A 14510-nucleotide genomic window follows, 5' to 3' on the forward strand; every position below is an offset into this window, starting at 1 on the left:
CACGTCCGCGTTGGTGCCCCCTGTTTTCCGAGACAAGGCGCGTCGTGCAGCGGGTAGTGGTTCTACCCGCAAGCGGCGCAACGCAGGATCGGGGAACAGGGGGCACCAACCCCACAAGCCATTGAAAGCAGGGGCTCGGCCGCTTTTGCGCGCGCACTGCGTTGCGGTTCCCTTGTGCAGAATGACTGCACGGCAGTCACCGCGCCTTGTTCGCACGCAAAAGCGACTCGAGCGCGGACGTGCGATTAAATCAGCGTCTCCCTTGCGCCGGGCGTTTCTTGTTATGAGGCCTCACCCATGCAAACGGGGTCTGTCCTGCTCACCCAGTTCGCTTCGCAGTCCAGGTAGGCGCGATTGAATCCAGAGAAACGCACCAGCCCCTCCATGTCATGGATCCAGATCGCACCGCCATCGGTACGGATGAGATCCCGTTTTCGCAGCTGGCTGAACGACCGGCTCACATGTACCGCGGACATGCCCAGCGCATCCGCCAGCACGCTCTGGTTCATGGGAAGCCGCACCTCGTGCGACGGACGCTGCAGGCGGACCTTCATTTCCAGAATGAAATGCGCGAGACGCTCGGCAGCGGGGCGTCGGCCGATGTTGATAATGCGTTCCACCAGCATCGACTGTTCCCTCGCCAGAATCAGGAAGAACAACGAGGCAAGTCGTGGTGCCTGCTCGAACACCTCGGTCAGCCTCGTTCGCGGAAAAGGACACGCCTCGATGTCCGTCAGCGCGACGAAGTCCGAACGGGCTTCGTTGAACCCCATCTCGCGCAGACCCAGGATCTGCCCCGGCAGAAAGATGTCCAGCACCTGACGTCGACCATCGGCCAGGTCGCGTACCGCACAGGCCCAGCCGGAGCTCAACGTATAGAACCTCTCTGCCTCCTCACCAGCCGCACACAGGCAGGTTTCGGCGGCATAACGCTTCGGGTCCTTCTCCAGGTCCAGCAGCAACGCCTTCTCTTCGGGTACCAGTTCGGCAAACTGGCCGATCTGCGTGAGGATGCAACCTTCCAGCATTGTCATCGCTGGCTCCTTGTTACGCCAAAGTGCGGTCGTGTCACATAACGAAACACTGGTGTTACGTTAAGTAACGATCAGTAGAAAAATCGTACGCCCAAACGACTGATTCCCAATACTGACGATTCGTGGCGTGTTTTTTGCAGGAAATGGGCCATTTCGTGAACCGGTTCACCTCGGAGCCATGCCAACGCCATGACCGATGCGCTCGACAGCACCCGGGAATTCCTTGGCGCCCATGCCCCGTTCGATCAACTCGAACCCGACGCGCTGGAATTTCTGCTGCCGCGTCTGGAGAGTCGCTTCTACGCACGCGGGGCCCGCATTACTGACCCCGATGCCGGCCCCGCTCGCCGCTTTCACATCATCCGACAGGGCCGCATCCGCGGCGAGACGCCCAGCGAAGACGAACAGCTCTCGGGCAAAGCCTGGGAGCTGATTCCCGGCGAGTGTTTCCCGATTGGCGCCCTGCTTGGCCGCCGCGCCGTCCACACGGTGCACCGCGCGGCCGAGGACACGGTCTGTCTGGAACTGGACCTGGAGGACTTCGACCGCCTGCGCTCGCGATCCCGCGTCTTCAATGATTTCTGCACGCGACGGTTGGCCAACCTGCTGGACCGCCTGCAGCAGGGGCTGGATACCCTGTCCAGCCGCGACGGGGGCGCGGCCGGACAGCTGAATACACCCCTGGCCCTGCGGATCTCCCGGGGACCGGTGACCTGTCGGCCGGACACTCGACTGCGCGAGGTACTGACCACCATGCGCGACGAGCGCGTGGGCTCCGTGGTCGCCGTGGACGACGAACAGCGGCCGGTCGGCATCTTCACCCTGCATGATCTGCTTTCACGGGTGGTGCTGGAGGATGTCGGCCTGGACGCCCCCCTGGAAGCAGTGATGACATCCGACCCGGTCGCGCTGGAGGAAAGCGCCCCCGGCTTCGAGGGCATCGAGGCGATGACCGAACACGGGATGACGCACCTGTGCGTGGTACGCGACGGTCGCCTGGTCGGCGTACTCGGCGAACGCGACCTGCTGACCAGCCAGCCCCTGACCCTGGACGGCCTGGTACGCGAGATCCGCCGCGCCGACAGCGTATCGGCCATCGCCGAGCGGTTGCACCAGGTGCCACGACTGATCGAGGCCGTAGTCGGCCAGGGCGCCGAGGCGGATCAGGTGCTGCGCCTGATCACGCGCCTGAACGAACACGCCACCCGCCGCGTGCTGGCCCTTCTGCGCCCGCAATACGAGGCGATCGAAGGGATCGAGTTTACCTGGCTGGCCTTCGGCTCCCAGGCGCGCGAGGAACAGGCGCTGGTCACGGACCAGGACAACGGCATCCTGTTCGACACCGAGGACGGCGATGCGGACGCGATCCGCGAACGCCTGCTGCCCTATGCCCGGGCCGTGAACGAGGCACTCGCCGAATGCGGCTTCATGCTGTGCCCGGGCAACATCATGGCAGGCAACCCGGAGTGCTGTCTGAGCAAGACCGAGTGGGACCGGCGCTTTACCCGCTGGATCGAACAGGGCACACCCGAACATCTGCTCAAGAGCACCATCTTCTTCGACCTGCGTGCGGTGGACGGCGACCACGGCCCTGTAGAGGCCCTGCGTACGCAGCTGCTGCAGAAGACGGCCTACAACAGCCGCTTCCGTCGCCAGATGGCCGCCAACCAGCAGGCTTTTCGTCCCCCACTGGGGCTGTTTGGCGAGATCAAGAGCGGCGCGGACGGCATCGACATCAAGAAGCAGGGGCTAACGCCGTTCGTGGATGCGGCGCGCGTGATCGCCCTGGCCGCCGAACTGCCGGCCACGCGTACCCATGAACGGCTCGATCAGGCGGTCAGCGCGGAGGTCATGCGCGAATCCGACGCGCGGGACTATCACGCCGCCCTGCGCTATCTGCAAATGCTGCGTCTGCGCGCCCAGCAAAAGGCGCTGCGCGAAGGGCGCGACGACGACAACCGAATCCGGCCGGAGGAACTGGGCACCCTTGAGGGACGCATCCTCAAGGAGTCCTTCCGGCAGGCTCGCAAGCTGCAAGGCCAGCTTGAAGTGCAGTACCAGCTGTGACGAATCGCATAGACGAGTCACGGCGAACAACAAAACCTATGAGAGGAGCTACGTCATGTCACAAGAAGACCTGAGCCGGCAGGCCTACTGGCGCGCGCACCTGCGCCTGTTGGCCATCTGCCTCGCCATCTGGTTCTTCGTGTCCTTCGGGCTGGGGATCCTTCTGGCCGCGCCGCTGAACGCATTCTCCATCGGCGGGTATCCGCTGGGCTTCTGGTTTGCCCAGCAGGGCGCGATCTACACCTTCATCGTCCTGATCTTCGTTTATGCCTGGCGCATGAACGTCCTGGATCGCAAGTTCAACGTCCACGAGGAGTAAGCCTGTCATGGATCAACAGACCCTAAGTCTTCTCGTGGTCGGGGCGACCTTCGCCCTCTACATCGGTATCGCCATCTGGGCGCGTGCCGGTTCGACCAGCGAGTTCTACGTCGCCGGGCGCGGCGTCAACCCGATCGCCAACGGGATGGCCACCGCTGCGGACTGGATGTCCGCCGCGTCGTTCATCTCCATGGCCGGCCTGATCGCGTTCCTCGGCTTTACCGGGGGCGCCTACCTGATGGGCTGGACCGGTGGCTACGTGCTGATGGCCCTGCTGCTGGCCCCGTACCTGCGCAAGTTCGGCAAGTTTACGGTGCCGGAATTCATCGGTGACCGGTTCTACTCGAAGGTCGCGCGTGTGGTGGCGGTCATCTCGCTGCTCGCGATGTCCATCACCTACGTGATCGGGCAGATGCGCGGCGTGGGGATCGCGTTCTCCAACATCCTCGAGGTGCCGCTGGCCATCGGCCTGCTGTCCGGTATGGCGGTGGTGTTCATCTACGCGGTGCTCGGCGGGATGAAGGGGATCACCTACACCCAGATCGCGCAGTACGTGATCATGATCTTCGCCTATACGGTGCCTGCGGTCTTCATCTCGCTCACGCTCACGGGCCAGGTGTTCCCGCAGATCGGACTGGGTTCCACCCTGCAGGGCCAGGACACCTACCTGCTGGACGCGCTGGATCAGACCATGGTGGATCTTGGCTTCACCATGTACACGGCCACCGAGGGCGGCATGAGCATGCTCAACATGTTCCTGCTGACCCTGGCGCTGATGATCGGTACCGCCGGTCTGCCGCACGTGATCATCCGGTTCTTTACGGTTCCGCGTGTGCGCGATGCGCGCAAGTCCGCCGGCTGGGCGCTGGTCTTCATCGGCATCCTCTACACCACCGCCCCGGCGGTCGGTGCGATGGCCATCTGGAACCTCGTCAATACCGTGCATCCGGGTGAGATCGGCACCGAGGAAGGCCACCTGGCCTACGAGGACAAGCCGGCCTGGATGGAGCGCTGGGAACAGACCGGTCTGCTCGCGTTCGAGGACAAGAACGAAGACGGCCGCATCCAGTACTACAACGAGGACAACGAAGAGTTCGCCGCGATGGCGGAAGAGGAATACGGCTGGGAAGGCTCCGAGATCGTGACCCTCGACCGTGACATCATGGTGCTGGCCAACCCCGAGATCGCCGGTCTTCCGGGCTGGGTGATCGCGCTGGTGGCAGCGGGCGGTATCGCGGCCGCGTTGTCGACGGCTGCCGGGCTGCTCCTCGCCATATCGTCGGCCATCTCGCATGACTTGCTGAAGGGGGTCTTCATGCCCCGCATCAGCGAACAGGGCGAGCTACTGGCCGGACGTATCGCGATGGCGTGCGCAATCCTGTTTGCCGGCTACCTGGGGTTAAACCCACCGGGCTTTGCGGCCGAGGTGGTAGCACTCGCCTTCGGTCTTGCCGCCGCCTCGCTGTTCCCGACCCTGATGATGGGCATCTTCATGAAGAAGATGAACAAGGAAGGCGCGATCGCCGGCATGCTGGTCGGTCTGGTGACCACCCTGCTGTACATCTTTACCTACAAGGGGTGGTTCTTCTTCTCCGGCACCGCCATGCTCCCGGATACCGAGGAGTACTGGCTGTTCGGCGTGAACCCGACCGGCTTCGGCGCCATTGGTGCGGTGTTCAACTTTGTCGCGGCCTACATCGTGATGAAGCTGACCAAGGAGCCGCCGCAGCACATCCAGGAACTGGTGGAAAACGTGCGTGTCCCGCGCACCGACAACCCGAGCTGACGCTCTGCCCGGTCATGCCACTGGCATGACCGGGCCTGTCGGCCCACCATGAATGGATATGCTTAACATTCATGCAAGGAAGGGAGATCACCATCTCCCTGAGGTCGGCTCGGCGCATGCCGGGTCGGCCTTTTTTCCTTCGGGACAATTCTCCAGTGCCCGGGAGGGGCACTGGAGAATTGCTCTGACCCCGCCATCCACGCCGCGAAAGAAGGGTGCCCGGAACGCAGATGAACGGTGAGCTGGAAGAGATTCGCGAATTTCTCGAACGCTGCCCGGAACTCGCGCGGCTGTCCTCCGAGACGCGCACGGGCCTTGTTCGCCGTCTGACCCTGCGCTACCTGCGCGAGGACAGCCCGTTCCCACCCAGGGATGCGGAACCCGGCGAACTCTGGATCGTGCGCACCGGGGCCGCTGAACTGTACGACATGCAAGACCAGCTGCAGGACCGTCTGGGCGAAGGCGACCTGCTCAACACGACGCGGGTCGCCGACCTGCGCGGGCGCATCACCGAGGATGCCCTGATCTACCAGCTGGCCGCCGAACGCGCCCGCGACCTCGCCGACCGGGATGAAGCCTTCCACGAATTTCTGGAAACCGATTCGGATCGCTTGCGGGCCCAGACCATGACCTGGCCCGGGGGGGAGCGCAGCCTTCTCACCACTCCCGTGCGCGCCCTGATGACGCCGCGACCGATCATGTCGCCGACCAGCATCACCCTGTGCGAGGCGGCCCAGCGCATGACCGAGGCCGACATCTCGGCCCTGCTGCTGCACGAGCCGGGGCGGGAAGATGTCCCGGTGGGTATCCTGACCGACACCGACCTGCGCCATGCCCTGGCCGAAGGCACCGATCCGGGATGCAGCGTGGCCCGATGCATGGCACAGCCAGTGGCCTCGGTCAGCCGCGATACCCCGGCCTTCGACGCCCTGCTCCGCATGGCACGACGGGATATTCATCACCTGCCAGTTACCGATGGCGACGATGGCCCACTGGTCGGGATACTCTCCAGTACGGACCTGATCCGCCATCAGGGGACGAGCGCGGTCTACCTGGTGCGCGACCTGCGCCGCGCCGATGATCTCGACGCCCTGCGCGACGTAATGCGCGCCCTGCCCAGCCTGCAGGTGCAGCTGGTCGAGGCGGGGGCCGATGCGACCCAGATCGGCCAGACCATCACCACGGTGATCGACACGCTCACGCAGTGCCTGATCGAGCTGGCGGAAGCGAAGCTCGGCCCCGCGCCGGCCGCATATGCCTGGCTGGCCAGCGGCAGCCAGGGCCGCCACGAACAAACCGTACACACCGACCAGGATACGGCGCTGGTCTATGACGACATGGCACCGCCCGAAGCGGACGCCTGGTTCCAGCGCCTGGCCGACGAGGTCGGGGAGGGCCTTGCGGCCTGTGGCATCCCTCGCTGCCCGGGCGAGGTTGACCCGAGCCAGCCACAGTGGCGCCGAACGACCAGCGACTGGGAGCGCGAGCTGCGGCGGGTTTTGAGCCACCCCTCGCCACGCGATGCGATGCTCGCCAGCCATTACCTGGACCTCAGGGTCATCCATGGCCCGACGAGCCTGTTCGAACCGATGCGCCACGAGGCCCTGGAACAGGGCTATCGCAGCGAGGCCGTGCTGACCACCCTGGCCGACCAGGCGCGGGATCTACGCCCGCCGCTGGGGTTCTTTCGTCAGTTCGTACTTGAACGTGGAGGCGAACACGGCGACACACTGGACCTGAAGATGCGCGGCCTGATGCCAATCGTCGCGCTGGCTCGAGTGTTCGCCCTGCGCGCCGGTTCGGATGCGCGCGGCACCGTCGAACGACTGCGGGCCGCGCGACATGCGGGCATTCTGTCGGCGAATACCGGAGCCGACCTGATCGATGCCTGGCAGTTCATCGCCACGTTGCGCGCCCGCCATCAGGCCGACCAGATCGGGCGGGGCATCGTTCCCGACAATGCCCTGGCCCCGAGCGACTTGTCGGGACTGGAACGCAGCCATCTGAAGAACGTCTTTCGCCTGGTGGCCCATGCGCAGAAGGCCTCTCTGGCTCAGACCGAGCAGGTGCACGGGTGATCGGCCCCTTGCCGCCCACCCCCGAGGCACTCCGCTAATGCCCTGCCCGCTGCCCCAGGACACGCCATGGGTACGCCCCATCGGGCACTGGCGCTTTTGCCGCCGCCGCCAAAGGGCCGCACAACGCGCGCCGGCGGGGGCACTGCGCAGCTGCCTGGAATCTGTCCTGCCCTCCGCCCGGCAATCCGTTGCGACATGCCGGTTTCTCGCGGTGGATCTCGAAACCACGGGCCTCGACCCGGAGCACGATGTCATCCTGAGCATCGGCTGGGTCGCGATGGACGGTGTGCGCATCGACCTGGCCACCGCGGATCAGCGGCTGGTGCGCGCGGACTGCCCGGTCCCGGAACAAAGCGCCGTCATCCACCGCATTACCGACCGCGAGACGGCCGGCGGAGTCACCGTGGACACTGCCCTGGACGCACTGTTCGCGGCACTCCAGGGCCGCATCCTGGTGGCCCATCATGCGGCGCTGGAGCTGGGTTTCCTGGAGCAGGCCTGCCAGCGCTTGTACGACGTAAGCCCCCAGCTAGCCGTAGTCGACACCCTGCGCCTGGCGGAACGGCAACTACGCCGGGCGGGGCAACCCATTGCACTGGACGGCATGCGGCTTCACGCCCTGCGGGCACGCTACAACCTCCCCCAGTACCGTGCGCACGACGCGCTGTTCGATGCCCTGGCCGCTGGCGAGCTGTTTGCCGCCCTGGTCAGCCAACTTTCCCCGGACGCACAGGTTCCGCTGGAGCGGGTGCTGTTCCGGCCCGGATGGCTCTGAGCGGGCGGATGCCGGCGATTGACATGCTATCCTCACTCCCCAAAAACCCGCGTTTATGTGAACGCGCCCGAACGAAATCACGGAGGCCCTGATGAGCAACACCATCGAGTCCACGCTGCACGAGACCCGTCACTTTGCGCCGCCGGCAGAGTTCACGAAGAACGCCCGCCTGAAGCCCGAGGATCTCGAGGCCCTGCACAAGAAGGCCGACGCCGACTACGAGGGCTTCTGGTGTGACCTCGCGCGCGAGAAAATCGACTGGCAGGAAGATTTCACCGCAGGTCTGGACAGCTCGAATGCCCCGCACTACCGCTGGTTTGCCGACGGGCGCATGAACGTGTCCTACAACTGCATCGACCGTCATCTCGAAGTACGGGGCAACAAGACCGCGATCATCTTCGAGGCGGAAAATGGCGAGACCCGCAACCTGACCTACCGCGACCTCTACAACGAGGTTGGCAGGCTCGCCAATGCGCTCAAGTCCATGGATGTGGAAAAGGGCGATCGGGTGATCATCTACATGCCGATGAACGCCGAGGCCGTGATCGCCATGCAGGCCTGCGCCCGCATCGGCGCGATCCACTCCGTGGTCTTCGGGGGCTTCTCCGCCGATGCCCTGCGTGACCGTATCGTCGACTCCGGTGCGAAGCTGGTCATCACAGCGGATGGCGGCGTACGCGGTGGCAAGACCGTGGCCCTCAAGGCCAACGTCGACAAGGCACTGGATTCCAATCCGGCCGACGTCGAGAAGGTCATCGTCTGCAAGCGCGCCGGCAACGACGTGACCATGCAGGACGAACGCGACGTCTGGTGGGACGACGCCGTGGACGGCGAGTCGGTGGACTGCGAACCGGAATGGGTCGAGTCCGAGCACCCGCTGTTTCTGCTCTATACCTCCGGGTCCACCGGCAAGCCGAAGGGCATCCAGCACTCCAGCGCCGGCTACCTGCTGGGCGCGATCATCACCAACCAGTGGGTGTTCGACCTGCAGGGCGACGACGTCTACTGGTGCACCGCCGATGTCGGCTGGATCACCGGCCATACCTACGTCGCCTACGGCCCGCTGGCGATCGGCGCCACCCAGGTCGTTTACGAGGGCGTGCCGACCGTGCCCGATGCCGGCCGCTGGTGGAAGATGTGCCAGGACCACGGCGTGACGGTGTTCTACACCGCCCCGACCGCGATCCGTGCGCTGATGAAGGCCGGCGACGACTTCCCGTCCCAGTACGATCTGTCGAAGCTGCGCCTACTGGGTACGGTCGGCGAGCCGATCAACCCCGAGGCCTGGATGTGGTACTACCGCGTGATCGGCGGCGAACGCTGCCCGGTGGTCGACACCTGGTGGCAAACCGAGACCGGCGCCAACATGATCGCGCCGATCCCCGGCGCGACGACCCTCGTCCCGGGCTCCTGCACGCAACCACTGCCCGGCGTCGATGCCGACGTCGTCGACGAGGGTGGCAACAGCCTGCCGGCCGACCAGGGCGGATATCTGGTGATCAAGAAGCCGTGGCCCTCGATGCTGCGCACCGTGTGGGGCGACGATCAGCGCTACAAGGACACCTACTGGCCCAAGTTCGGCGGCAAGTACTACCTGGCCGGTGACTCCGCGCGTCGCGATTCCGAAGGCAACTTCTGGATCATGGGCCGCATCGACGACGTGCTGAACGTCTCCGGCCATCGCCTGGGCACCATGGAGGTCGAGTCGGCCCTGGTCGCGCATGCCGAGGTGGCCGAGGCCGCCGTGGTCGGGCGTCCGCACGACGTGAAGGGCGAAGCCATCGTGGCCTTCGTGATCCTGAAGGGCGACCGCCTGACCGGCGACGAGGCCGACGCCATGATCAAGGATCTGCGCAACTGGGTGGCCGATCAGATCGGCCCGATCGCCAAACCGGACGACATCCGCTTTGCCGACGGACTGCCCAAGACCCGCTCCGGCAAGATTATGCGCCGGCTGCTGCGCTCCATCGCCAAGGGCGAGGAGATCACCTCGGACACCTCGACGCTCGAGAACGAGGCCGTGATCCCGCAACTCCAGGGCAAGGCCTGAGTCACGGGCCGGGGCCCGGCGCCCCGGCCCTGCTTCGATCTTCCTGTAGGAGGCCAGCCCCCTGGCCGATTGGGCGCCGGAAAGGGCCGATCGGCCAGAGGGCTGGCCTCCTACCGTTCGTGCCTTGGCGGAGATACCCATTCCGGGCACCATATCCGTTCACCCCGGGGCACCCAACGCATGACGACGCACCACTCCGATCACCCGCAAACCCCGCGCCTGCGCGTGCTGCTCGGCGAGGTCACGGCCATGGGTCCGGGCAAGGCCATGCTGCTGGAGGCCATTCGCGAGAAGGGCTCCATCTCGGCCGCGGCACGCAGTGTAGGCATGTCCTATCGGCGCGCCTGGGATCTGGTCGAGACGATGAACCAGAGCTTCCGCGAGCCCATGGTCGAGACGGCCAAGGGGGGCTCGGGTGGTGGCGGTGCACAGGTAACGGAATTTGGCGAGCGGGTGCTGGCGCGCTACCGGGAGATGGAAGCCCGCGCGACGGCAGCCATCCGCGAGGAGCTGGACGACTTCAGCGAATTCCTGGCCAACCCAGCCCGCCCGGACTAATACTCTTCCGCCACCAACCCTTCGGCCAGCAGCGCGGCAAAGCGCTCGGCGGGTAGCGGGCGGCTGGCCAGATAGCCCTGGTAGTGATCGCAGCCCAGCTCGCGCAGCGCGCCGAGCTGCTCGCGCGTCTCCACCCCCTCGGCCAGCACGCTCAGACCCAATCCGTGTCCCAGCGCCACGATCGCCCGTGCAATCGAGCGGTCATCGGCATCGTGCGCACCCGCCGCCAGGCCATCCACGAAGCTCTTGTCGACCTTCAGCGTGTCGACCGGGAAGCGCTTGAGCTGGGCCATGGACGAATACCCCGTCCCGAAATCGTCCACCGCGAAGCTAACACCCCGCTCGCGCAGTCGCTGGAGGATACGCCGGGCGCGCTCGGGGTCGAACATCAGTGCCGATTCCGTAATCTCCAGCTCCAGATACTTGGCCGGATAACCATGCCCCTCCAGCAGATCAGCCACCTGCTGGTCGATCGCCACCCGCTGAAACTGAAGTGCGGAGACATTCACCGCCAGGCGCACAGCCGGATAGCCGGCATCGCGCCAGGCCTGCCCCTGCGCCAGCACCCGCCTCAGCACCCAGTCGCCCAGCTCCACAATCAGGCCAGTCTGCTCCGCCACCGGGATGAAGCGTCCGGGCGATACGGGCCCCAGTTCGGGATCAGTCCAGCGCAGCAGGGCCTCGGCCCCGATCAGCACACCATCGCTGACGCGATACTGTGGCTGGTAGTGAACCTCGAGGCTGTCCTGCTCGATCGCACGCCGCAACCGGGCATTCAGGTCGATACGCTCGCGGGCCGCCTCGGTAAAGGCATCCGAGTAGTAGCGATAACTCCCGCGTCCGTCTTCCTTGGCGCGCGACAGCGCCGTGCCAGCCTCCTGCAGCAGGGTCTCCGCGTCGGCACCATGATCCGGGAACACGGCGATTCCGATGGTCGCGGCGATCTCGATCTCGACGCCATCGCCGATGTCTGCCGGACGCCCTACCTCGCGAAGGATGTCCTCGGCGACCAGCGCCGCATCGTCCACGTGGGACAGGTTGTCCGCCAGCACGGCAAACTCGTCGCTGGCCAGACGGGCGACCGTATCGGTCCCCCGTCGCCCCGCCTGCAGGCGATCGGCGACAATCTTCAGCAGGCGATCCCCAGCCGCATGGCCCCGGGAATCGTTGATGTCCTTGAAGCGATCGACGTCGATGATCAGCACGGCCAGAAGGCCCTGACGCCGGCGCATCAGCGCAATGGCCTGGGCCAGCCGGGCACGCAACAAACGGCGGTTCGGGAGCTCGGTCAGGGGATCGTGATGCGCGAGAAAGTCGAGCTCCGCCTCCGAGGCCTTGATACGGGATATGTCCGCAAATACCGAGACATAGTGGGTCAGGCGTCCCTCGCTATCGTATACCGCCGTAATGCTTTGCAGCTCGGGGAAGATCTCGCCGCTCTTGCGACGGTTCCAGATCTCGCCCTGCCAGCGGCCCTCGGTTGCCAGCTGGTGATACAGGTGCGCGTAGAACGCCTGATCATGACGCCCCGACTGGAACATCTTGGGTGTGCGGCCCACCACCTCGTCCTGGGTGTAACCCATCAGTTCCGTGAACGCGCGATTGACCGACAGGATGTGGGCCGTGGCGTCGGTAATCACCACACCCTCTCGGGTATTCTCGAAGACCACCGAGGCCAGCCGCTGACGTTCGTCGTGCTCACGGCGTTCGGTGATGTCCTCGATGGTTGCAACCACGCGGTCGACGGCGCCATCGGCGGTACGTGTGCACTTCACGTCGATATCGGCGACCAGCACCCGACCATCGCGGCGCAACAGTCGCTGCTGAACGCTGTAGCCCTCGCGCTCGCCCGCACGCATCGCGGCATCCAGCTCTGTCGCACAACCGCGATCCTCGGGCACGGTCAGCCTTTCCCATTCGATCCGGGTGAGCTCTTCGGGGGCGTAGCCGAGCATCTGTGCCAGCAGCGGGTTGACCCGCTCCCAGCCTTCGCCACCCGGGCGCGAGATCGCCATACCGACGAACGGCATATCGAAGAACACCCTCAACAGCCGGTCCTGCTCGGCATGCGAGCGCATCAGTTCCAGGTGGTGGTGCAACCACTGCTGACGCCACAGCAGTGCCCCGACTGCGAGCATGATCAACCAGACAAACAAGGTGGCCGCACCCATCCAGACCGCCTGCTGGCGGGGCGCTATGGACAGCGGTGCAAGATCACGTTTCAGGATCAGGTCCCAGCCCGGTACCGCCAGCGGCTGCACGCCAGCGAGAAAGCCGCCCCGGGTGTCGTCGAAGGATGCTACGCGAACACCCGTCCGTTCCTGATCAAGGATCTGCCCGCGCAGCCGGGCGAAGGCCTGGGGCGGCTCGATAATGTGTCCACCCCTTGCGTTAATGCGTGCAATCGTGGCCCAGCGGGTGTCGTCCCGCACCACCACATGAGGGTCCACCGAGGCCGCATGCGGTCCTTCACTGATTGCCAGCAACGGGTACAGCGTATCGATCCCGGAAGACAGTACGACGACCGCCACCGCCGGCCCCTCGGGGTCCACACGATCCTGCACGGGTACGGCCCAGCTGATCCGGGCCGCACCATCGGTATTCGCATGCAGGCGGGGCACGCTCACCGTGCCGCTGGCCAGGGCCTCCGTGACCGCTTCCTCCACGGCTACGTCATCCACCACATTGCGCCCCACTTCCACGAGCGGCGTCCAGTCACGGTCGATCAGGGCAATGGCATCGTAGTCATAGCGCTCCTGCATCAGCTCCAGGCGATGCCGTACCTGCTCCAGGGCCAGCGTCGAATGCATCTGGGTAGCGGTTCGCGCAAATACCGAGAAGTCCCGAGCCTCGGCGAGCACCATCGCGTCACCTTCACGCTCGGCCAGCCATCGGTCCAGGAGCCCTCCCTTCAGAAAGGCCGAACGCCGAAGATCGTCGCGGGCTTGGTCCACCGCGGAGGTCGCCTGAATCTGCCAGGTGCCAAACGCCATGCCCGCCGTCGACAGAACAACCGCCAGGGCAAGAACGCTCCAGCCACCCGCGCCAAAGCGCTGCGTGATGGAAGGGGCCCGGGATGACCGGACGGTTCCCGCCACCTGTCCGACTGCACTCCAGCGCATCGCGACATACAAGGCCAGAGCCGATACCGTGATAAAGCCCAGCCCCTTGCCGAGATTGGCCAGCGTCAAGGCATCGCCAACCCCGGCGCCCAGCCACCAGGCGACGGCAACATCGGACAGGGTGACCCAGAGCAGGCCAACGAAAAAAAAGGTCCCGGCAATCCACTCAGGCGCACGCGATCGCTCGGTCGTTTCTTGCAACGTATTACTCCCCGATTTCGGGTGACAATGCGCGGAAGACGCCCACTGGACACTGCGTCCCAAACACGAAAAGGTTGAGGCAGGCGGCACGCAACAGGCCACCTGCGGTGGATTCCGCGGAATCCAGTGGAACCCTGTTCAGCAAGGGGCTGTCTCCACACACAGGAGCCGCGCAGCCGCAGCAGTATGCTGGATTCGCGAGGCACGCGGTTTGAGGCAGATCAATTGCTTCCCGCCAGCCCGACGGGCCGATCGGGCCACCAGTCACCCACCAGACGACAAGGAGCACGACATGGAGGCCACACTGAAGGACGGGACCCTGACCCTGAAGATCGACAAGAAGACCGCCGAGAGCATCGCGGAGAACATCACCGAGCTTGAGGGCGAGATCAGCAACGGGGCGCGCGCGCTCGGCTCCGTACTGCAGCAGGGCGTCTACGAGCTGGGGAACGAATTCCGCCAGCCGCCGCATGCCTTCGACGAGCACGCGCCCAAGCAGCCATCGATCGAGGACTGATCC

Annotated in this window: 10 protein-coding genes; 8 read left to right on the forward strand and 2 right to left on the reverse strand. The window is 65.3% G+C overall.

Annotated elements, in window-relative coordinates; all coding sequences use genetic code 11:
• Positions 1–281: 281 nt before the first annotated feature.
• Entirely contained in the window at positions 282–1034 is a 753-nt protein-coding gene (locus F623_RS0107300) for a Crp/Fnr family transcriptional regulator (RefSeq protein WP_018861868.1), read from the reverse strand.
• A gap of 189 nt (positions 1035–1223) precedes the next feature.
• On the opposite strand from F623_RS0107300, the gene F623_RS0107305 reads away from it, so the two are divergent.
• The 7 genes from F623_RS0107305 (at position 1224) to F623_RS0107335 (ending at position 10667) form a co-directional block, all read left to right on the forward strand.
• Entirely contained in the window at positions 1224–3101 is a 1878-nt protein-coding gene (locus F623_RS0107305; protein ID WP_018861869.1) for a DUF294 nucleotidyltransferase-like domain-containing protein, read from the forward strand.
• 55 nt (positions 3102–3156) lie between these two features.
• The gene (locus F623_RS0107310) at positions 3157–3420 is read left to right on the forward strand and encodes a DUF4212 domain-containing protein (protein WP_018861870.1); all 264 of its coding nucleotides are present in this window, start codon (positions 3157–3159) and stop codon (positions 3418–3420) included.
• A gap of 7 nt (positions 3421–3427) precedes the next feature.
• Positions 3428–5206: a sodium:solute symporter family protein gene (locus tag F623_RS0107315; RefSeq protein ID WP_018861871.1), complete on the forward strand. Its 1779-nt coding sequence runs from the start codon at positions 3428–3430 to the stop codon at positions 5204–5206.
• 230 nt (positions 5207–5436) lie between these two features.
• Positions 5437–7284: a putative nucleotidyltransferase substrate binding domain-containing protein gene (locus F623_RS0107320; protein WP_018861872.1), complete on the forward strand. Its 1848-nt coding sequence runs from the start codon at positions 5437–5439 to the stop codon at positions 7282–7284.
• 37 nt (positions 7285–7321) lie between these two features.
• Positions 7322–8059, forward strand: coding sequence for a 3'-5' exonuclease (locus F623_RS0107325; protein WP_081616586.1), 738 nt, complete (start codon positions 7322–7324; stop codon positions 8057–8059).
• A 91-nt stretch (positions 8060–8150) separates the two neighbouring features.
• Positions 8151–10109 (forward strand): acetate--CoA ligase, encoded by a 1959-nt coding sequence (gene acs, locus F623_RS0107330; RefSeq protein WP_018861874.1) that lies wholly within the window; start codon positions 8151–8153, stop codon positions 10107–10109.
• 180 nt (positions 10110–10289) lie between these two features.
• Positions 10290–10667, forward strand: a complete 378-nt coding sequence (locus F623_RS0107335) for a winged helix-turn-helix domain-containing protein (RefSeq protein ID WP_018861875.1) — start codon at positions 10290–10292, stop codon at positions 10665–10667.
• On the opposite strand, the gene F623_RS0107340 is transcribed toward F623_RS0107335, so the two are convergent.
• On the reverse strand, positions 10664–13990 hold the full coding sequence (locus tag F623_RS0107340; protein ID WP_019572164.1) for a bifunctional diguanylate cyclase/phosphodiesterase: 3327 nt from the start codon (positions 13988–13990) through the stop codon (positions 10664–10666). The two genes, F623_RS0107335 and F623_RS0107340, sit on opposite strands and share 4 nt — an antisense overlap.
• A gap of 292 nt (positions 13991–14282) precedes the next feature.
• Between F623_RS0107340 and F623_RS0107345 the strand changes: the two genes are divergently transcribed.
• Positions 14283–14507 carry a hypothetical protein gene (locus F623_RS0107345; RefSeq protein ID WP_018138473.1) on the forward strand — a complete coding sequence of 75 codons (225 nt, stop codon included), beginning with the start codon at positions 14283–14285 and terminating at the stop codon, positions 14505–14507.
• Positions 14508–14510: the final 3 nt, after the last annotated feature.

Source organism: Thioalkalivibrio sp. ALD1 (assembly GCF_000381245.1).
Classification (GTDB): domain Bacteria; phylum Pseudomonadota; class Gammaproteobacteria; order Ectothiorhodospirales; family Ectothiorhodospiraceae; genus Thioalkalivibrio.

Excerpts from the sequence above, each read along its gene's own strand:
- F623_RS0107335 (WP_018861875.1), top strand. The coding sequence starts at position 10,290 with ATGACGACGCACCACTCCGATCACCCGCAAACCCCGCGCCTGCGCGTG.
- acs (WP_018861874.1), top strand. The coding sequence starts at position 8,151 with ATGAGCAACACCATCGAGTCCACGCTGCACGAGACCCGTCACTTTGCG.
- F623_RS0107315 (WP_018861871.1), top strand. The coding sequence starts at position 3,428 with ATGGATCAACAGACCCTAAGTCTTCTCGTGGTCGGGGCGACCTTCGCC.
- F623_RS0107320 (WP_018861872.1), top strand. The coding sequence starts at position 5,437 with ATGAACGGTGAGCTGGAAGAGATTCGCGAATTTCTCGAACGCTGCCCG.
- F623_RS0107345 (WP_018138473.1), top strand. The coding sequence starts at position 14,283 with ATGGAGGCCACACTGAAGGACGGGACCCTGACCCTGAAGATCGACAAG.
- F623_RS0107305 (WP_018861869.1), top strand. The coding sequence starts at position 1,224 with ATGACCGATGCGCTCGACAGCACCCGGGAATTCCTTGGCGCCCATGCC.
- F623_RS0107300 (WP_018861868.1), bottom strand. The coding sequence starts at position 1,034 with ATGACAATGCTGGAAGGTTGCATCCTCACGCAGATCGGCCAGTTTGCC.
- F623_RS0107310 (WP_018861870.1), top strand. The coding sequence starts at position 3,157 with ATGTCACAAGAAGACCTGAGCCGGCAGGCCTACTGGCGCGCGCACCTG.
- F623_RS0107325 (WP_081616586.1), top strand. The coding sequence starts at position 7,322 with ATGCCCTGCCCGCTGCCCCAGGACACGCCATGGGTACGCCCCATCGGG.